The organism is Aeromonas bivalvium (assembly GCF_046078285.1).
Classification (GTDB): domain Bacteria; phylum Pseudomonadota; class Gammaproteobacteria; order Enterobacterales; family Aeromonadaceae; genus Aeromonas; species Aeromonas bivalvium.
Genome location: NZ_JBGXBV010000012.1, coordinates 51,108 through 70,753, shown reverse-complemented (window position 1 = coordinate 70,753; position 19,646 = coordinate 51,108). Strand labels below are relative to the sequence as shown.

Below are 19,646 nucleotides of genomic sequence, written 5' to 3'. Positions count from 1 at the left end.
GACAATAAATCCATTGATCCAAAGTTGTGGCCAATATAGCGTGAAATCTCCCACAACGACAATCAAGAATGGCACATTGTATCGATACAATGTGACAAGGAAGGAGTCACAAGATGACGATAGAATGGTATGCCACCCTGTTTGGTTTCGCCCTGCTCACCTGCGGCACCCCGGGCCCCAACAATCTCATGCTGACGGCTTCCGGCGCCAACTTCGGGGTGCGTCGCACCCTGCCCCACCTGATCGGGGTGGCGGTGGGCCAGCCTGTGCTGCAGCTGGTGCTGGCGCTGGGCTTTTATCCCATGTTCGAGCGCTGGCCCCTGCTCAAGCTGAGCCTGCAGGTGCTGGGCAGTCTCTACCTGCTCTGGCTGGCCTGGCGCATCGCCGTGGCCGGTGCCCCTGGCGATCCGGAGCGACGCTCGCGTCCGCTGACCTTGCTGGAAGGGCTGGGCTTCCAGTTCCTCAATCCCAAGGCCTGGATGATGGGGATCTCCGCCATCAGCCTGTTCAGCCTGCCGGGCAGCGACTACTGGCCGAGCATGGGGGGCATCATGGCCGTCTTCCCCATGGCGGGGTTCCCGGTCTGCTTCGCCTGGGTCTTGTTCGGCCATCAGCTCAGTCGCTGGATCAACTCGGACCGAGGCTGGCGCCGCCTCAATGGCAGCCTGGGGGCGCTCACCGCCCTGTGCGTGGTGATGCTCTGGTATTAATGACTGCCTGATTATTCATGCAAAGAAAATGCATTGCTGACCTTGTCGTCACGGCACAGGCTCTGCATATTAGGAGGCTTGCCGCATCGTTGGCGCCCTGTATCACCAAGAGGTTGAGATGGATCTGAACTGGTTGCTTCCCCTGGCGGGCTTTGCCCTCATCACCTGCGGCACGCCGGGCCCCAACAACATGCTGCTCACCAGCGCCGGGGCCGCCCAGGGCTTTCGCCGCTCCCTGCCCCTGCTGGTGGGGGTGGTGGGGGGGATCAACCTGATGATCCTGGCCACGGCGCTGGGGCTCGGGGTCATGTTCGAGCAGGTGCCCCTGCTGCACGACGGCCTCAAGCTGGCGGGCTCGGCCTACCTGCTTTGGCTGGCCTGGAAGGTGGCCAACGCCAGCGGTCCGGCCGAGGGCAACCGGCCGCTCATTCCGGCCCATCAGGGGGCCATGTTGCAGCTGCTCAACCCCAAGGCGTGGATGATGGCGCTCTCCGCCATCAGCGGCTTCACCCTGGCGGGGGAGGGCTATTGGCCCTCCGCCATCTGGGTACTGGGCATCTTCTTCGTGACCGGCCTCTACACGGGGGCCTTTTGGGTGCTGTTCGGCGCCCAGGTGCGCCGCCTCATCCGCACCGCCAGGGGCTGGCGTCGTTTCAACCGAACCATGGGGCTGGCCACCGCCGCCTGCGTGCTGATGATCTGGATTTAGGTGCCTGCACCTTGCCGTCTGTCTTGTTGGCCCTGCGGGGCCTTTTTTGTCCGAGGGGCTCAGTGCCCGCAATGAGAAGGAGCAGTTATGAAATGTATCGGTCTGCTGGGGGGCATGAGCTGGGAGTCCACCGTCAGCTACTATCAGGCCCTCAACCGGGGCGTGCGGGCAGAGCTTGGCGGCCTGCACTCGGCGCGGGTGCTGCTCAATAGCGTGGATTTTGCCGAGATAGAGCGGCTGCAACACGCCGGTGACTGGCCCGCTACCGCCCGCCTGCTGGCCAATGAGGCGCGCAGGCTGCAAGCCGGTGGCGCCCAGTGCCTGCTGATCGCCACCAACACCATGCACAAGGTGGCCCCCGAGATCGCCGCCGCCATCGACATTCCCCTCATCCACATCGCCGATGCTACCGCCCGTCGCCTGCAAGCCGACGGGGTGGCCCGGGTGGGCTTGCTCGGCACCCGCTTCACCATGGAGCAGGATTTCTACAAGGGGCGCCTGGAGACGCAGTTCGGGCTGGAGGTGCTGGTACCAGGGGAGGCGCAGCGGGAGCGGGTGCATCGCATCATCTATGACGAGCTCTGTCTCGGGCAGATCCGCGAATCGTCCCGGGCCGAGTACCTGGCCATCATCGCCGAGCTGGCCGCGGCGGGGGCGCAAGCCGTGATCCTCGGCTGCACCGAGATTGCGCTGCTGCTGGGGGACGCCCGGGCCGCCGTGCCCCTCTATGACACCACCGCCATCCACGCCGAGGCGGCGGTGGCCTGGTCTCTGGCCCGGGAGTGAGGTGTCCTGTCTGTCAGGGGCGGATCGGTTGCCCCGATCGATCCGCCCCGGGGCGCCGTTATCGATTGGGCCTCTTTTTCGCCTCATCCCTGCTCTCTTGATGCTGGTCAGATCTCATATCGACCGTTGTGGCATAGTCCTCGGGATAAAAGCGTGTAAAATTGCGCCCTGAATTTTGGCCGACCCGTCGGCCAGCCTCTCTCTCAAGCAAGGCAGACCCGGTGACAGAAGTAGACAGATTCGCAGACATTCGCCCCTATCACGACGATGAAGTTCCCGCCGCCATCGAGCGCCTCATCCAGGACGACGAGTTTATCGGCGCCATCGCCAAGTATCGTTTCGGCGCCCTGATGAGCGGGTTCGGCTGGGCGCTGCGCCCGCTGATCCGTTACTTCCTGCGTAGAAAATGGCGCCATGTGACCACTGTGCATCAGGTGCAGATGGGGGTGACCCGCTACATGTCCCGCATGATTGCCACCTCCACCAAGGGGGTGACCTTCTCCGGCATCGAGCATCTCCAGCAGGGCCAGGGCTACCTGTTTGTCTCCAACCACAGGGACATCGCCATGGATCCCGCCTTCGTCAACTGGGGACTGCATACCCACGGCTTCGAGACGGTGCGCATCGCCATCGGCGACAACCTGCTGCGCAAGCCCTGCGCCACCGAGCTGATGAAGCTCAACAAGAGCTTCATCGTCAAGCGCTCCGCCAAGGGGCCGCGGGAGATGATGAAGGCCCTCGGCGAGCTGTCAGCCTACATTGGCCAGTCGGTGCACGAGGGGCACTCCATCTGGATCGCCCAGCGGGAAGGGCGGGCCAAGGACGGCGACGACAAGACGGATCCGGCCATCCTCAAGATGTTCTACGTGGACGGCAAGAAGCAGAAGATCCCGTTCGCCGACTACATGCGCAGCCTCAACATAGTGCCGGTGAGCATCAGCTACGAGCTGGATCCCACCGACAAGGCCAAGGCGCGCGAGCTCTACGAGAAGTCGGTCAACGGCAGCTACGAGAAGGGCGAGTTCGAGGATATCGAGAGCATAGTGGCCGGTATCGTCGGCCAGAAGGGGCGGGTTCATGTGGCCTTCGGCGCCCCCATCCGCGACGGCTTCGAGGATCCCGATCAGCTGGCGGCCCTCATCGACAAGGCGGTCTGGGGCAACTATCGCCTCTTCCCCGGCAACTATCTGGCGGCGGACGTCCCCGATCGGGCCAGCACCCTGGAGCAGGCGGCGTTTCTGACCCGCCAGTCCGAGGTGCCCGAGGAGCACAAGGCCATCTGGCGTGCCATGTACGCCAAGCCGGTGGAGAACGCCGGCAAGGTGCGCTGATTCAAGGCGAGATGAAAAAACGGGAGCTCAGGCTCCCGTTTTTGCGCCCGGTCAAAGTGCGACGGGCCCCTCTGGTGAATAATATTGTTTCAGATGGTACGTTTCCTCATCGCCTGACCGCCCATGCCTTGGCAAGGGCCCGCAGAGTGTGTAACAGTGTGGGCCCGGCCCGTGTTGCAGGCCGTGAGCAAACTGCTTGCAAGGAGTGCAGGCAGTCATGACAAGGACCCTTTGCGGTCCTTTTTCGTTTGTGGAAAAAGATGCTGACCAGATGCAGCAATAAGGAGTGACGGCCATGATCACCGGCAATCTCGAGACCCTGGATCGTACCCCCTTGCCCGCCCCGCTGGCGCGCATCATGAAAGAGGTGGTGATAAGCGTCGACCACTGGCTGGCCGCGCCCCTTGGCAAGGCGAACGTCGATGGCCTGCGCCTGTTCACCCTGGTGAGCGAAGAGATGACGGAACCCGCCCGCGATCGCCGCGGCGAGTTCCATGAGCAGTATCTCGACATCCAGCTGCTGCTGCGCGGCCGGGAGTGGATCGGGGTGGGCCCCCATCAATATCGGCAGGAAGGGGCGAGTCACCCCTATCCGGATCTCTGGTTCGTCGACCATGAACAGACCAGCTACCTGGCGTTGCAGCCGGGGGATTTCGCCATCTTCTGGCCCGGCGAGCTGCACCGCCCGCTCTGCACCCCGGGCGAGCCTGGCGCCGTCAGAAAACTGGTGGTCAAGGTACACAGGGATCTGCTGCTGCCCTAGGGGCGCCCCGGCATCCCGGCACAGGAATCAAAGACTTGGTCGCCACAGGCGGCCATACGCCCCCGGCAGGGGAAATCCCATCCCTTGCGGATGACACCATACTGTCCGGCGTGACGCCGGCCCACAGGAAGATGTAGAACATGAGCAAGCTGGTACTGATCCTTAACTGCGGTAGCTCTTCCCTGAAATTTGCCGTCATGGATGCCACAACGGGTGAGGACATGCTGTCCGGCCTGGCCGAATGCTTCAATCTGGATGATGCCCGTATCAAATGGAAACTCCACGGGGTCAAGGGGGAGGCCATGCTGGGAGCAGGCGCCGCTCACCAGGCCGCCCTGGACCACATCGTGGGCCAGATCCTGCCCCAGGATCCCGCCCTGGCCGAGCAGCTGGTGGCCATCGGCCATCGCATCGTGCACGGTGGCGAGCAGTTCTCCCGCTCGGTGCGCATCGATGAGACGGTGATCGCCGGCATCGAGGCCGCCATTCCGTTCGCCCCCCTGCACAACCCGGCCCACCTCATCGGCATTCGCGCCGCCTTGAAGGTGTTCCCGGCCCTAGCCGACAAGAACGTGGCCGTGTTCGATACCGCCTTCCACCAGACCCTGCCCGAGGAGGCCTATCTCTACGCGCTGCCCTATCCCCTCTACAAGGAGCACGGCATCCGTCGCTATGGCGCCCACGGCACCTCCCATCGCTTCATCGCCGAAGAGAGCGCCAAGGCGCTGGGCAAGCCGCTCAATGAACTCAACATCATCAACTGCCACCTGGGCAATGGCGCCTCCGTCTGCGCCATCAAGAACGGCGAGTCCGTCGACACCTCCATGGGGCTGACCCCGCTGGAAGGGCTGGCCATGGGCACCCGCTCCGGGGATATGGATCCTGCCGTGGTCTTTTTCATGCACGATCAGCTGGGGTTCAGCGTGGATGAGATAAACCATGTGCTGACCCGAGAATCCGGCCTGCTGGGGCTGACAGAAGCGAGCAGCGATTGCCGCTATGTCACGTCCAACTACGCCAGCGACGCAGGCGCCAAACGGGCGCTTGATCTATTCACCTACCGGGTTGCCAAGTATGTGGGTGCTTACGCCGCAGCCCTGGATGGCCGCCTGGATGCCCTGGTGTTCACCGGCGGCATCGGCGAGAACGCCGCCATGGTGCGGGAGATGGTGCTGGCACGGCTGGCCCTGTTTGGCTTCAAGGTCGACAAGGAGGCCAACAATGCCGCCGTGCTCGGTGGCGAGGGACCCATCACGGCCGAGGGCAGCCGCCTGGCCCTGGTGATGCCCACCAACGAAGAGCTGGTGATCGCCCGCGACGCCCTGGTCCTGGTTGGCTGAGGCGCCCCAGCCTGATGCACAGCGCCGGCCATGGGCCGGCGCTGTCGTCTGAGGGCCGGGCGGGTTTGACATATGACGGCAGATCCGTAGTCTGACCGACTCGTTTGATGAGAGGAGCTAACGGCATGAGAGAGGCATTTTTCGCCTGGTTGACGGGGCAGGGCATCGAATTGACCAGCATGATGATGCTGGTCATTGCCATCGGTTTCATCCTGCTCACCTCTCTGGTGCTGCATCTGGTGCTGCATCGCTATGTGCTGGTGGCCCTGACCCGGCAGCTGGGGCGCTGGTTGCAGGTCTGGCTGCCGCCCCAGTTGCAGCAGAAGATGTTCAACCGTTTCGCCTTCGCCCTGCAGGGGGCTGTGCTGCTGGCCCAGGCCGAGATCTGGCTGCTGGGCTATGTCGAGAGTCTGCACCTGATCGAGACGGTGGCCCAGCTCTGGATCCTGCTGTTCCTGCTGCTGGGGGGCTTCTCCATCCTCGATTGCGTGCTCTTCATCAGCCGCCGCGCCCCTGTGGGCAGGACGCTGCCCCTGCGGGGCATCTTCCAGGGGGTCAAGCTGATGGGCAGCATACTGGTCGGCATAGTGATGCTGGCCCTGCTGATGGGCAAGTCCCCCCTGATACTGTTCAGCGGCCTGGGGGCCATGACGGCGGTGCTGATGCTGGTGTTCAAGGATCCCATCCTGGGTCTGGTGGCCGGGATCCAGCTCTCTGCCAACAGCATGCTCAACGTCGGCGACTGGTTGCAGATGGACAAGTACGGCGCCGATGGCGAGGTGATCGACATCGGCCTCACCACGGTAAAGGTCTCCAACTGGGACAAGACCATCACCACCATTCCCACCTATGCCCTCATTTCGGACTCCTTCAAGAACTGGCAGGGGATGACGGAGGCGGGGGGGCGCCGCATCAAGCGCTGCGTCAACATCGACATGACCAGCGTGCGCTTCCTCGAGCGCGACGAGTTGCAGCAGCTGGCCCAGGCCAGGTTGCTGGCCCCCTATCTGAGCGAGAAGGAGCAGGAGCTCTCCCGCCACAACCAGCCCCTGGGGGAGGAGCTGGCGTGCCCCATCAATGGTCGCCACCTCACCAACCTCGGCACCTTCCGCGCCTACCTGCAAGCCTATCTGAAGGCCCACCCCGCCATCCGCCAGGACATGACGCTGATGGTGCGGCAGTTGGCGCCCACTTCCGACGGCATCCCGCTGGAGATCTACTGCTTTACCTCGACCACGGCCTGGGCCGAGTACGAGGGGATCCAGGCCGACATCTTCGATCACCTGTTTGCGGTGATTGGCGCCTTCTTCCTGCGGTTGCACCAGACGCCGACCGGTTACGATCTGCGCGCGTTGCAGGGGTCCCTGCCGGTGCGCGAGCGTCTGAGCCAGCGCGCCTGAGGCGCCGTGGATTTGCCAGTTGAATTTTTAGTCGCCGCGAAGAAGAATAGCGGGCCGTTTAAGGCGGTCGGCGCGGCCCGTGCCCGCCGGGGTTCAGTCATCATCACAGGACATTTATGAACAGCCTTCGTTTCTCCCTGGCCAGCCTGCTGCTTGGCCTCATCGTCACCAGTGCGCCGAGCTGGGCCCTGGAATACCCGCTGCCGGCGGCCAACAGCCGCCTCATCGGTGAAAACATCCAATATCAGGTGCCAGAGGGCAAGGGGACCCTGGAAGATATCGCCGCCCGGTATCAGCTCGGTCTCACCAACCTGATGGAAGCCAACCCTGGGGTGGATCCCTTCCTGCCGCGCCCCGGCAGCACCCTGACCATTCCCCATCAGCTGATCCTGCCGGATGCCCCCCGGGAGGGCATCGTCATCAACGTGGCCGAGATGCGCCTCTATTACTACCCCAAGGGCCAGCAGGTGGTGGAAGTGCTGCCCATCGGCATAGGTCAGCTCGGCACCGACACCCCGGAAGACTGGGTCACCAGCATACAGCGCAAGAAGGCCAACCCGACCTGGACCCCCACCGCCAAGGTGCACAAGGAGTACGCGGCGCGCGGCGAGACCCTGCCCGCGGTCTGGCCGGCCGGGCCGGACAACCCCATGGGGCTGTTTGCGCTCTATATCGGCAACCTCTACGCCATCCATGGCACCAATGCCAACTTCGGCATCGGCCTGCGGGTGAGCCACGGCTGCGTGCGCCTGCGTAACGACGACATCGAGTACCTGTTCAACAAGGTACCGGTCGGCACCCGGGTCCAGTTCGTCAACCAGCCCATCAAGGCCAGCGCCGAGCCTGACGGCCGCCGTTACCTGGAGGTGCACCAGCCCCTGTCGCGCACCGAGGAGGAGATGGCATCCAAGGTGCCGGCCCCGCTGCCCATGACCCAGACCATCACCCGTTTCCTGGCCCACGCCGACAGCGACTCCCAGCGGGTCAAGCAGGCGCTGGAGCAGCGCACCGGCATGCCTCTGGCCATCAATCTGTAAGGCGAAGGGGGACTTCGCCCTTCAGGGGATCCGGCTGCCATGGGCCGGCATCCCCCCGGCCCCTGCCACGGCAGGGGCTTTTTGCTGTGAGTCGCAGCACAATATCTGGTTTTTAAACCCCTGATTGGTCAGTTAATTAGAGGAAAAACGTTTTCCAGCTGTTTTTTATTTGTTAAAAACAGTTGAGAAGAGGGGATCGGCTGATTAAGCTAGGGCGTTTTTTTAAGGAGGGTCCGTCCATAGAACGGGCCCCTGAGTCACATAAGGGAGTATTGCATGACAGCTAGCACGCCTATGTTAATCACCTTCTTGGTGTACATATTGGGCATGGTGCTGATCGGTTTCATCGCCTATCGCGCCACCAAGAACTTCGATGACTACATCCTCGGCGGTCGCCGCATGGGGAGCTGGGTCACCGCCCTCTCCGCCGGGGCCTCCGACATGAGTGGCTGGCTGCTGATGGGCCTGCCGGGCGCCGTCTACCTCGGCGGCATCTCCGAAGGCTGGATCGCCATCGGCCTCATCATAGGCGCCTACTTCAACTGGCGTCTGGTGGCCGGTCGTCTGCGGATCCACACCGAGCGCAACAACAACGCCCTGACCCTGCCGGACTACTTCACCTACCGCTTCGAGGACAAGAGCCGGGTGCTGCGCATCCTCTCCGCCCTGGTGATCCTGCTGTTCTTCACCATCTACTGCGCCTCCGGCGTGGTGGCCGGTGCCCGCCTGTTCGAGAGCACCTTCGGCATCGACTATGACACCGCCCTCTGGATCGGCGCCGCCGCCACCATCACCTACACCTTCTTCGGCGGCTTCCTCGCGGTGAGCTGGACCGATACGGTGCAGGCGACCCTGATGATCTTCGCCCTGATCCTGACCCCGGTGTTCGTCATCATCGCCGTCGGCGGCGTCGACAGCGCCATGGTGGAGATTGCGGCCAACAACGCCAGCCATCTGGACATGTTCAAGAACCTGGACGTGATCGCCATCGTCTCCCTGATGGCCTGGGGCCTGGGCTACTTCGGCCAGCCCCATATCCTGGCCCGCTTCATGGCGGCCGGATCCCACCAGACCATGGTCAACGCCCGTCGCATCAGCATGACCTGGATGGTGCTTTGCCTTGGCGGCGCCGTCGGTGTCGGCTTCTTCGGCCTCTCCTACTTCGCCAGCTTCCCCGAGCAGGCAGCCGGAGTGAGTGCCAACCCGGAGCGGGTCTTCATCGAGCTCTCCAAGATCCTGTTCAACCCCTGGATAGCCGGTATCCTGCTCTCCGCCATCCTGGCCGCGGTCATGAGTACCTTGAGCTGCCAGCTGCTGGTCTGCTCCAGCGCCATCACGGAGGATCTCTACAAGCCCTTCCTGCGCAAGAACGCCAGCCAGACCGAACTGGTCTGGGTCGGCCGCGCCATGGTGCTGCTGATCGCCGTCGTGGCCATCCTGGTGGCACGGGATCCGGACAACCGGGTACTGGGTCTGGTGAGCTACGCCTGGGCCGGCTTCGGTGCCGCCTTCGGCCCCCTGGTCATCTTCTCCGTGCTCTGGCCGCGCATGACCCGCAACGGCGCCCTGGCCGGCATGCTGGTCGGTGCCGTCACCGTCATCGTCTGGAAACAGTTCGGCTGGCTGGGCCTGTATGAAATCATCCCGGGCTTCGTGTTCGCCAGCATCGCCATCCTGGTGTTCAGCCTGCTGGACAAGGCGCCTTCCCGCGCCATGAGCCAGCGTTTCGCCGAGGCCGAGCAGGAGTATCGCGCTCCCGTGACGGCTGCCTAAGCATCCTCGCCTGATACAAGAAGCCCCGCATCGCGGGGCTTCTTTTTTATCTGCGCTGGCGCGCCAGCCTGCGCACATCGTCGCGGGCCGCGGCGCAGGCCCTGGCCAGCCAGCCCGTGCGCCTCTTCTCGCTGGCGGTGTGGACCGGCCCCAGGTGCTGCTGATGGCTGAGCCTGATGCCACACAAGCCCAGCACGGGTTTGCCAAGGGTGCGACCTATGGGATCCCCCAGCCACCAGCGGTAGTACCAGGGCGGGCTGTCCATGGTGAGCAGCAGGCGCGCCGTCTTGCCGGCGAGCAGCTGCTCAGGGTGCGCCTTGCCCGCCTGGTAGCGAAAGGCAAACCCGGGCAGCAGGGTTCTGTCCAGCAATCCCTTGAGCCGGGCGGGCAGGCTGCCCCACCAGACGGGGGAGACGATCACCAGATGCTGGGCCGCCGTCAGGCGCTGCTGCAATGCCAGCAGATCCGCCTCGAGCGGCGGCATCTGATCATAGCCATGGCGCAGGTCCGGCTCGAAGGCCAGCTCGCCGATATGGAGCAGGGTGACCCGGGCGCCGCTGGCCTCGGCGCTGCGGGCATATTCGCGGGCCAGGGCATGGCAGAGGCTGTCGGGTTTGGGGTTGCCGTTGATGATGAGCAGGTTGGGGGTCATGGTATGGCTCCTTGAAGTGAGCCGCCATTACACCCCTTGTCCCATGGGACAGAGTCAAGCCACCTTGTGCGCCCGCTCTGCACTCTCCTGCTGGACCCGGGCTTCAGGCTCGCGCTGGACGGGGGCGCCATAGCGGCAGGGATGTTGTGCCAGCAGGGCGGCGCACTGGCTCAAGACCTGGTGCTGCCCTTGCAGCCTGGCCATCTCTGTCTCTATCTGCGCCAGCTTGCCCGCCACCAGTTGCTCCACCGCCTGCCAGGGAAACTCGGCGAGACGGGTGAGGCCAGCCAGCAAGGGGACCAGCTCGCTCAATTTGCAACCGAGCTGCTGGGCCTCGCGGATAAAGGCGACCCATTCCAGATCCTCGGCCCGGTAGACGCGATACTTGCCGCGCCGCCTGGGCTCGGGCAGCAGCCCGAGCTGCTCGTAGAGACGGATGGCCTTGGGGGTGGTGCCCGCCAGCCGGGCAAATTCGCCGATATACATGCTGCCGCTCGCAAAGATGATGTGAAAGGAGCCTCACTATAGGGCAGTGGCAGGGGGGAGAGAATCCCCATGGGGGAGCCAGCGCCGCAGATGCTGCACAAACAGCGCAGGCTGCTCTATGGGGTAGAGGTGGCCAGCATGTGGCACCAGCAGGCGCTCGCAGGCGGGAATGGCCCGGCCCAGGGCCTCGCTTGCCAGTGCAAACAGTGGCCTGGTATCCGCCCCCTGCACGATGCAGGTGGGCAGCTTGAGTGTGGCAAGACGCGCTGGCGACCAATCCGGCCGCTCGCTCTGGCTCATCTGCTTGGGCAGGCTGCCTGCCTCCGCCAGCTGGGCCTGCTGCCACTTGAGGGGTTGCGCTGCAAAGTAGCCCGGGCGGCCACCTGAGCCATCGATCAGGGTTGCCACGGCTTCTTGCAGCAACCCTGCCCCAACCTGACCAAACACGGGGCCAAACATGGCGCCAGCATCGGCCATAAAGGCGGCAAGACCCTGCTCATCCAACGCCCCCGGGCAGCCCGGCTCCACCAGATAGAGGCTCTGGACGCACTCCGGTGCCTGCAAGGCAGCGGTCAGGGCCACATCCGCGCCATAAGACCAGCCGACCAGATGGACAGGCCCGACGGCCAGCTGTGCCAGGAGCGCCAGCAGATCGCCTGCGTGGGTATCAAGGCCGAAGGGCCCCTCTTTGCCCGCCTCGCCAAAGTGGCGCAGGGTGGGGGCATAGACGCAGTAATGGTGTGAGAGCGGCTCGATATGCTCGAGCCAGAGGGTATGGTTGGCCAGCGCGCCGTGGATCAGCAGCAGCGGCTCGCCGGAACCGACCTGCAGGCAGGGCATTGGGCTGCCATTGATGAGAAAAGTGTGAGTCTGTGACTGCATATCAACGCCCCCTCGGCGTGTCATGGAAGCGGAAAAATAGATGGCAAGTGCCCTGCGCCCCTCAGAATGATGGGTGTCCCAGATTGACTGCCGTGGGTATCCCTGATTTTTTGGCACCGTAAGCACAAAAGCCAAATCAAACTGAAACTGCCTAGCGTTGCGAATCCGTCTTAAAGCGTTGTTGTGTGCATATTCGTTGGACATGATGCACAATTAAAGAACGACCATTAGCATGTAATTTAGGGATGATTTCATACTGCTCTTTAATTTCAAAGTTATAATCCCAGCGACCAACCTCTTTTTTATATGGTTTTGCTTCAACTGGTCCTTTAGGCAAGCGAACTATAACACCTTCTTTGACTAATTGGATGCAGAACCCTTCATCTGCCTCACCTGACTCAACAATCCGTTCAACCTTTGCTAGATCAGCAAGCATGTCTGTACAATCCTCCTTGCTTGCACCTTTGAAATACTTCAACTCTATAACAATTACCTTTGATGGGGTTTGGATATGCAAGTCAACCCTGCTTTTACGATTTGCAGTCGAACGACCTCGTAAACAATACGATTGATAATCATGTTGCAAAATGTGCTCAAAGCGGACTATTGCCTCTGGCAAAGCTTTATAAAGCTCACCAAATAATACAGACTGAAAATCAGCTTCCTTGTTTATGGGGTAAGGGTTGTCAATTCTTTCCATTGAGCACTCTAATGCTTCCAATATTTCTTTTTTCACTAATGATTTCTAACCAAGTAATTTGGACGGCTAAGCGCACAACAGTGACTAGATGGAAGGCGGTACTAATCCAATAATGGAGCCCTCTGCATCACTCCATAGTGATAGGGGACAGCCACCTTGCTAGGCAAGCTTGCTATAGAGATGGTGGGTGTCCCAGATTTTTGTGCGGTTAAAGCATGCTAGACAGGAACTCTTTCGTTGGTTCAGGCAGTAAATCTTGCGGCTTATCCCCACCAAAAGTAGCTAAACCACTCTTCCCTTCGATAATACCTGACTTAACTACAGAGCCAGATTTTACGTCCACAACAACTATTTTTACTTTTACCTTGTCAGCCTTTGCTGACCATTCTGTTGCTCGGTCCTCCCAGTGCAAAACTGTTGGGTACACCAAGTAATCAAATTTGCGTGAAGACGCTAAGTTCAACGCAGTGTTGTAGTCTTCGGGTTCTTTAGCAATGACAACATTATTAAGGGTTGTGACAAGTTCACCTTTGATGGTTTCACTAACCATTTTCCCAGAGCCTGCATAATAATGATTTCCATACTGACCATCTTGCGATAATGCAATATATACTGCATTGCTAGGGAACAGCTGAACATTACTATCCACCTTGGTCACATTCAATGAATGAGAATCAGCACAGCCAACCATTGCTGAGAGGACGACAGGTAACAAGAATATTCGCTTATTCATTTTTATTTCCTATGGTTAACATTCACCCAAAATCAGGACTGACAGAGGGCATCCAGCTTGTGAGGGACATCTGCTCTCGAGATGGTGGGTGCCACAGTTTTTCCAGGCAACAACCTGCTCGCGATCAATTGCGTGGTGAGATCGGCAATGACATTTTTCAACCAGCACAGGCTGGCATTGCGATCGTCTCGTCGATGCCACGCCATATATATGGTGGATGCAGGCACCTGTAGTGGCAATTTGCGCGTGACGATATCGCCACGGGCCACACTGTCGGCCACGATGGGATAAGGCAGCACGGTAATGAGCGACGTCGTGCGTACCAGCTCGATGGCACCCGCAAAGCTGTTCAACGTCATGGCTAGTCGTCGTCTCAGGCCTTGCTTGGCCAGACATGTATCGACAATGCCTTGTGCCTGCCCCGACAGGGAAACCAATAACTGATCAGCCGCAATAAAGTCTTCCAAGGTCAGTATGCCTTTGGCCAGTACATGGTTTGGTGCCATGGCCACCACGAATGGGTTTTCGAACAACACCTGCATTTGCACATGTTCAGACCCTGCATCCGAGCTACCCAAGACCAAGTCGGCTTCGGCGTCTTCAAGCTGCTGCGTCATCTGTCCTACATACGGGACCGCATGAATATTGATGCCTGGGGCATGGGCTTCGATGTGCTGACGCAACGGCCCCCAATACAGACTGGTCAATCCGTTGGTCAAGGCAATACGAAAAGTTTGCTCACTGCTGGCCGGGTCAAAATCGGGAGGGGCAACGGCATGGCGAATATCACTTAACGGCGCCGCGATTTGCTGCCACAGCCCCACGGCAAACGGCGTAGGCTTCAGCCCGCGCCCTGCCTTGACGAACAGTGGATCCTGCCATGTATGGCGCATACGGGTAAGCGCATTGGACACCGCAGGTTGGGTCATGGCCAGGCGCTGGGCGGCTGCGGTGACGGACTGCTCTTGCATGATGGCGTCGAAGATCACCACCAGATTCAAGTCCGCTTTACTCATGGAGCCTCTCCTTTTGCACGATACATCCCTGTTGAACAAGACATCTTTCAATCAATACATCACTAAATTCAATGCATCATATATTAATCATCAATTAGACCGCATGAATCAAACCGCACAAACTGCACTCCGTTGACCACAGAACCACGAATTCAACCAAGTGACCAAACAGCACAAGCTAAAAACAACGGAGCACGCACCATGAACCAAGCAGTTAACGCCAGTCAAACCACAACCCCAATCATTAACAGCACCATGCAGGCCGCTTACATTGAAAGTTACGGTGAGCAAAGTCCGTTGATGATTGGCACTCGCCCCATCCCCACACCCGCCGCTGACCAGGTGCTGATTAGAATCGCCGCTGCGGGCGTGAACCCAGTGGATTTTCATATCCGCAACGGCTTGATCGCCGACACCAAGGTCCACACTCTGCCGTTGATTCTGGGCTGGGATGCCGCAGGCACAGTGGTCGCCAAAGGCGCCGATGTGACACACCATGAATTAGGCGACGAGGTGTTTGTGTTTGCCCCCATCGCCCAGCAAGGCACCTATGCCCAATACCTGGCCGTCGATGCAAACCTGGTGGTGGCCAAACCCAACACCATCAACATGACAGAAAGCGCAGGAGTGCCGCTGGCGGCCACAACCGCGTGGCAAGGCTTGGTAACAGAGGGGGGCTTGCAGGCAGGTCAAACCGTTCTGATAGTGGGCGCAGCAGGAGGCGTCGGCGGCTTCGCAGTGCAAATGGCAAAAGCCTTGGGGGCGCATGTTGTTGCGAGCGCATCGGGTAAAAACCAAGCCTATGTCACTGGCTTGGGTGCCGATGAATTTATCGACTACAAGACCACACGTTTTGAAGACAGGGTCAACCAGCCGGATCTGGTCTTTGTCATCAGCAGCGGTGGCGACCTGGTAAAACGCGCTCTCAATGTCGTGCGCCCTGGTGGAACCGTGGTGTCTACGCTGGACGACGTGGCAGCCGAAGAGTGGGACGCCAATCAAGTCACGTTTAAACGTATGTGGGTGCAACCCAACGCCGACGACTTGGCCATCATTGCCAACATGATTGACCAAGGCCAAGTAAAGGTACGACTCGACCGCGTCTACACCCTTGCACAAGCCAGCGATGCCTTAGCGCGCAGCGAAGCGCAACTTGCCGTGGGCAAGATCGTCATTGAAATGATTTAACTAAATCACTGACAGAGGACTCCCACTTTGCTAGGCAAGCCTGCTATTGAGGAGGTGGGTGTCCTAGATTTTTGGCTATTGAGGGGGTGGGTGTCCCAGGTTTTTTTCGAGAGAAGGGTTAGCCAGCCTCACTCGGCAGTATGAGCAATAACTTCAGCCACTCAAACAAGTAACTAGCCACTAGGTTGAGGGCAATGCCGCTGAGGATGGCAACACCGAGAGTTAACCACGGATGGCGGGCGATCTTGCGGTTCAACCATTCCAATCCGCGGACATGTACGGGTCGCTGAATTCGATAGAGCTCCGATCGAAGTTCGCTCATGTGCGAAGCGAGTGGACCCCCCTTGACGTAGCGCTCTTCACAGACTCGACACACGCTCGGGTGGTCCAGCGAGTTCAGTATGTCTTGTTTGTTGTCGTTCCAGTCAAACAGGCATCCACGTGTGGGAGTGTGAGCGAGCTTCTCTTTGGTTGTGGGTGGGAGTGAATTCGACGAGGCGTGGAATGCAACCAGCAACTGGTACAGGTTGCGATACACGAAGGCGTTGAAGCTATATCCATGTTGAATTAACAGTGGGGCAATATCGTACACAGATATCACTACCCGATTTCCTTTGAGCCGACGCATGTAGTACTCATCTTCGAGAGGCGCATCTATGATGGCCACAAGAATGTCGTAATCGTCCGGCTTCGCGATAAGTTCATCTAAGTCATCGTCGCTGTAATTGGTACGGCCACATCCAGGTTCGGGTAAGGACAGCTCGTCGATCGCGGCAAGGTTCTCTATATCGAAAAAGTTGCTCTGCCACGGCTCCAGTCTTTCAACGTCAAGGCGCGGTCGTAGAGGCCCGAGAAATGTTACAGCGATCCTTAACTTCTTTGGTGACGAGACTTGGGAGATCATGCGGCTCCTTCGAGGAGTTTCAGGCTGGCTAACGCCTGAGTTAAGCCGACCAGCAGCGAGGTGGTGTCCAAGTGCGAATATAGCCGAAGGCACGCACTTTGGCGTCGCCCTGATGTGGGTTTGGATAGAGCGAATTGTTAGGTGCCAGGCGGAGAGGTCTGATCGTCGATGTCATAACTGATTGTGACAGGGGACATCAACCTTGTCAGACAAGTCTTCTATCTAGATGGTGGGCGTCCCAGATCTTCTCCGCTAGGCAAGCCGGCTATTGAGGAGGTGGGTGTCCTAGAATTTTGCGATTTTCCATAGGAAATCCATACACTCATAAAGCCCAGCCTAAGAGGCTGGCAACGCATTACAAACAACCCAATCATAACAACCGTAACCAACTCGGCCCGTTAGGACTGTAAACGCCACGAGTTGACAGTTTGTAGTGGTCAACTAAATCCGGACACTCGGTTAGGTCTATCTTCGGCTTTTGCTGGCGGTATCCCGTCATTGTGTTGATGTGGACGTCGCCAGTTGTAGTAATTCATCAGGTAATAACTGATATCCCGCTTCGCTTCCCGCAGGCTCATGTATCCCGTTGCCGGGAGCCACTCTGACTTCAAGCTCCTGAACAGTCGCTCCATTGGCGCGTTATCCCAACAGTTACCACGCCGGCTCATACTCTGGGTCATGCGATAGCGCCACAGTCGTTGCCGATATGCTCGGCTGCCATATTGGCTGCCCTGGTCGGAGTGAAACAGCACGCCGGACGGACAACCCCGCTGCTGATACGCCATCTCAAGTGCTTTCACGGCCAGCTCGGCATCTGGTTTATCTGACATCGCCCACCCCACACCCCGCCGGCTATGCAGGTCAAGCACCGCTGCCAGGTAATGCCAACGGCCACCTGCCCAGACGTAGGTGATATCGCCACACCACACCTGATTGGGATGCTGGACATCAAATTCGCGGGCCAGCAGATTGGGAATGTCCGGTCGTTCAGATTGTGCCACCTTATAACGGTGTGCGCTTGGCTGTTTGGATGACAGCCCGGCTTCCTTCATCAGGTTACGTACTTTGAATCGGCCAATCTGATACCCCAACTCCCGCATCATCGACATCAAGGCGCGGCTGCCTGCCGAGTCCCTGCTCGCTTTGAACAACCGGCGCAACTCACAGCGCTGCTGCATTCGCTCACGGTTAATCGTCCGTCTGCGAGTCAGATAATCGTAAAAACAGGAGGTGGGAACATCGAAAGCGCAGCAGACCAAGGTGATGGGGGCTTGCTCCCTTAATCGGTCTATCAGCGCGTACGTGTGAACTCGTCCGCCATCAAGAGAGCAGTAGCCTTTTTTAGAATGTCCTTTTCACGTTCGAGCCGGTTGATGCGGGCTTCCAGCTCCTGAATTTTTTGCTGCTCCGGAGTCAGCGCTTTGCCGATTGGGGTTGTGCCAGTTCGTTCGGATTGCAGTTGCTGAACCCAGCGGCGAAGCACGGTTTCACCGACATCCAGTGAACGGCTGGCTTCAGGGACAGAATATCCCTGGTCGAGCACCAGGGATGCGGCTTCGAGTTTGAATTCGGCAGTAAATGAGCGACGTAATCTTGTCATTGAACACCTCAGGTCATGGTGGCGACTGTACCACCTAAAATGGTGTCCGGGATGATTAGACCACTACATACTCGGCTTTCGGTTAAGCCTTTGGAAAGCGCACCTGATTCAAATAGCAACCAAGGCTTTTCTTGGTTTTCCTTTGTAACAAACACTACTCCAAAATTTGTATCCTTTAACTGCACAAATATCTCGTTGAGCCAAATTGCTCCACGATCAATGTCCTCGGACGAAACCCAAGGTTCTACAGCTTGAAGTACGCAGGGAAGCCAGTTTGAAAAAGCCATTGCAACCTGATGACTTTTGTTTCCAGACCAGCTAAAGAATGTTTTCATTCTAAAATTTCTCCTTGAGCCTTAACGTCGCCAACACGCGCAGCTTTTTAGTGTAGGCGAAGCCGCAACGAAGAAGTTGTCGCCGTGCTTGCCTGGTTATACATTTCTCGCTGCCCAGTACTCTGACTCTAACCAAGAGCAAAACGACTCAACGTTGAAAATAGCGTCCTGAATTTTTTCCTTAGTAGGAGATATAGTTGGCGGAAACAACCATGATTGTTCTTCTTGTTCTGAAGCTAGTGTCAACTCGGAGTCCTGTGCAAAGTATGGCTTGGGATGCTGACTTAAATCGCTCTTTGAGTGAGATATATTGATTGAAGTCAGGTGCTCAGGGTGTTGAACGCGATTTCTGACCAAGGGGATCTGCTCGATAATTTTCAAATTCGCTGGGCAGGCCGCCATGTCGAGGCCTACTTCCTTGAAGATTTCGTGATAACCGTTAAGCCATCCCTTCTTTTTGAAGTTAACCTCAAAAGTCATCCCATGGTACCTATCTAATCTATCGACCCATGCTTTCAGATATAGTTGAAGCGACGATGAGAGCATCGAAATAGCGTGATGCCCGCAAGTTTCCAAGCCAGATTTAGCGTCTAACCATTCGGATAGGAAAGGCGGCTCACCATCCTCGCTGTAAGGAGGTATATATGGCTCCACTTCATTCTCAATATCAGAAATGATTTTCGTAAACGGAGCAGAAGCTGTTCCATAGAAATAGCGAATAAACGTCGTACGCTCTTTAAGAAAAAACTCAATGTCCAAATTTACCACCTATATGCATAACAGTAATTAGATAGAAGGCGGTACTAAAACATGAATACCGCCTTCTATCTAACTCCGCTTTACTTCGGGTCAGGTTTCTATAAATGACATTTTAAATCAATGGCTTACTTATCTTCCTCTGAAGCCGATTGTATTTCTTTGCCCTCTTCTTTTTACGCAACCATGACGACGGTATAGAAAAGCAGTGTGACCTTGGTCATGGCAAACGCCGGCATGGCTACCGCACTGGATTTCAGCTTCCAGTCTGCTGCTTGTTATCTGCGAGAGGGCTGCCATGGTTCATGGGAGACTCCGACGAGGCGTATGTTGCCAATTGACTATATTAGCTGCCCGCCAGCGAAGGGAAAGGAGGAAAGGGTGAATTGCCGGGCAGGATCAACAAATGAGTGGCAGCCCATCAGGGATGGTGCCCGGGTTGGGAAGGGGATAGGGGAAGGGAAAACGGCGCGAGCGGTCACCTGCTGGTGAGCCTCCGCAGCTCCCAGAGGGAATGGTTGCCCGGCACCTGGCCGGGCAGGGGA

The 19,646-nt window shown here is 58.6% G+C and carries 20 protein-coding genes; 10 read left to right on the top strand and 10 right to left on the bottom strand.

The genetic code is table 11. The features are described 5' to 3' along the window. Positions 1–113 precede the first annotated feature (113 nt). The 9 genes from ACEUCR_RS19085 to putP all read left to right on the top strand — a co-directional run bounded on the left by ACEUCR_RS19085 (position 114) and on the right by putP (position 9,849). The gene (locus ACEUCR_RS19085; protein ID WP_041996036.1) at positions 114–710 is read left to right on the top strand and encodes a LysE family translocator; all 597 of its coding nucleotides are present in this window, start codon (positions 114–116) and stop codon (positions 708–710) included. A gap of 118 nt (positions 711–828) precedes the next feature. Continuing rightward, a complete protein-coding gene (locus ACEUCR_RS19080; RefSeq protein ID WP_041996034.1) occupies positions 829–1,419 on the top strand; it encodes a LysE family translocator in 591 nt (196 codons plus the stop codon). An 87-nt stretch (positions 1,420–1,506) separates the two neighbouring features. Beyond that, the gene (locus ACEUCR_RS19075) at positions 1,507–2,205 is read left to right on the top strand and encodes an aspartate/glutamate racemase family protein (protein WP_041996031.1); all 699 of its coding nucleotides are present in this window, start codon (positions 1,507–1,509) and stop codon (positions 2,203–2,205) included. 221 nt (positions 2,206–2,426) lie between these two features. Beyond that, a complete protein-coding gene (locus ACEUCR_RS19070; protein ID WP_041996028.1) occupies positions 2,427–3,536 on the top strand; it encodes a 1-acyl-sn-glycerol-3-phosphate acyltransferase in 1,110 nt (369 codons plus the stop codon). A 295-nt stretch (positions 3,537–3,831) separates the two neighbouring features. Further along, positions 3,832–4,299 carry a YhcH/YjgK/YiaL family protein gene (locus ACEUCR_RS19065; RefSeq protein ID WP_041996025.1) on the top strand — a complete coding sequence of 156 codons (468 nt, stop codon included), beginning with the start codon at positions 3,832–3,834 and terminating at the stop codon, positions 4,297–4,299. 140 nt (positions 4,300–4,439) lie between these two features. After that, complete coding sequence (locus ACEUCR_RS19060; protein ID WP_408791871.1) at positions 4,440–5,639, top strand: acetate kinase; 1,200 nt, start codon at positions 4,440–4,442, stop codon at positions 5,637–5,639. 125 nt (positions 5,640–5,764) lie between these two features. Beyond that, the gene (locus tag ACEUCR_RS19055; protein WP_408791869.1) at positions 5,765–7,039 is read left to right on the top strand and encodes a mechanosensitive ion channel family protein; all 1,275 of its coding nucleotides are present in this window, start codon (positions 5,765–5,767) and stop codon (positions 7,037–7,039) included. Between the two features lie 116 nt (positions 7,040–7,155). Further along, on the top strand, positions 7,156–8,076 hold the full coding sequence (locus tag ACEUCR_RS19050; protein ID WP_408791867.1) for a L,D-transpeptidase family protein: 921 nt from the start codon (positions 7,156–7,158) through the stop codon (positions 8,074–8,076). Positions 8,077–8,352: 276 nt separating this feature from the next. Then, positions 8,353–9,849: a sodium/proline symporter PutP gene (gene putP / locus ACEUCR_RS19045; RefSeq protein WP_111873237.1), complete on the top strand. Its 1,497-nt coding sequence runs from the start codon at positions 8,353–8,355 to the stop codon at positions 9,847–9,849. A gap of 46 nt (positions 9,850–9,895) precedes the next feature. Here putP and ACEUCR_RS19040 read toward each other — a convergent pair whose 3' ends face one another. From ACEUCR_RS19040 to ACEUCR_RS19015, 6 genes are all read right to left on the bottom strand, one after another. Continuing rightward, the gene (locus tag ACEUCR_RS19040) at positions 9,896–10,501 is read right to left on the bottom strand and encodes an NAD(P)H-dependent oxidoreductase (protein ID WP_408791864.1); all 606 of its coding nucleotides are present in this window, start codon (positions 10,499–10,501) and stop codon (positions 9,896–9,898) included. Between the two features lie 54 nt (positions 10,502–10,555). Continuing rightward, positions 10,556–10,987, bottom strand: a complete 432-nt coding sequence (locus ACEUCR_RS19035) for a MerR family transcriptional regulator (RefSeq protein ID WP_408791862.1) — start codon at positions 10,985–10,987, stop codon at positions 10,556–10,558. Positions 10,988–11,023: 36 nt separating this feature from the next. Then, the gene (locus tag ACEUCR_RS19030) at positions 11,024–11,869 is read right to left on the bottom strand and encodes an alpha/beta fold hydrolase (RefSeq protein ID WP_408791860.1); all 846 of its coding nucleotides are present in this window, start codon (positions 11,867–11,869) and stop codon (positions 11,024–11,026) included. Between the two features lie 151 nt (positions 11,870–12,020). Continuing rightward, entirely contained in the window at positions 12,021–12,605 is a 585-nt protein-coding gene (locus ACEUCR_RS19025) for a hypothetical protein (protein WP_408791858.1), read from the bottom strand. Positions 12,606–12,777: 172 nt separating this feature from the next. Continuing rightward, complete coding sequence (locus tag ACEUCR_RS19020) at positions 12,778–13,302, bottom strand: DUF4823 domain-containing protein (RefSeq protein ID WP_408791856.1); 525 nt, start codon at positions 13,300–13,302, stop codon at positions 12,778–12,780. A gap of 32 nt (positions 13,303–13,334) precedes the next feature. After that, on the bottom strand, positions 13,335–14,318 hold the full coding sequence (locus ACEUCR_RS19015) for a LysR family transcriptional regulator (protein WP_408791854.1): 984 nt from the start codon (positions 14,316–14,318) through the stop codon (positions 13,335–13,337). A gap of 201 nt (positions 14,319–14,519) precedes the next feature. On the opposite strand from ACEUCR_RS19015, the gene ACEUCR_RS19010 reads away from it, so the two are divergent. Continuing rightward, positions 14,520–15,506 carry an NADP-dependent oxidoreductase gene (locus tag ACEUCR_RS19010; RefSeq protein WP_209434895.1) on the top strand — a complete coding sequence of 329 codons (987 nt, stop codon included), beginning with the start codon at positions 14,520–14,522 and terminating at the stop codon, positions 15,504–15,506. A 118-nt stretch (positions 15,507–15,624) separates the two neighbouring features. Here the strand turns inward: ACEUCR_RS19010 and ACEUCR_RS19005 are convergent, their stop codons facing one another. From ACEUCR_RS19005 to ACEUCR_RS18990, 4 genes are all read right to left on the bottom strand, one after another. Further along, on the bottom strand, positions 15,625–16,410 hold the full coding sequence (locus ACEUCR_RS19005; protein ID WP_041996004.1) for a hypothetical protein: 786 nt from the start codon (positions 16,408–16,410) through the stop codon (positions 15,625–15,627). Positions 16,411–16,847: 437 nt separating this feature from the next. Continuing rightward, positions 16,848–18,010, bottom strand: a protein-coding gene (locus ACEUCR_RS19000; protein WP_408791852.1) for an IS3 family transposase whose coding sequence is annotated in 2 segments (ribosomal slippage) — positions 16,848–17,755 and positions 17,755–18,010 — 1,164 coding nt in all. Because the reading frame shifts where the segments join, the coding sequence is not laid out codon by codon here. Between the two features lie 8 nt (positions 18,011–18,018). Then, positions 18,019–18,345: a hypothetical protein gene (locus ACEUCR_RS18995; protein ID WP_408791851.1), complete on the bottom strand. Its 327-nt coding sequence runs from the start codon at positions 18,343–18,345 to the stop codon at positions 18,019–18,021. A 96-nt stretch (positions 18,346–18,441) separates the two neighbouring features. After that, positions 18,442–19,104 carry a hypothetical protein gene (locus ACEUCR_RS18990; RefSeq protein ID WP_408791850.1) on the bottom strand — a complete coding sequence of 221 codons (663 nt, stop codon included), beginning with the start codon at positions 19,102–19,104 and terminating at the stop codon, positions 18,442–18,444. Between the last annotated feature and the right edge of the window lie 542 nt (positions 19,105–19,646).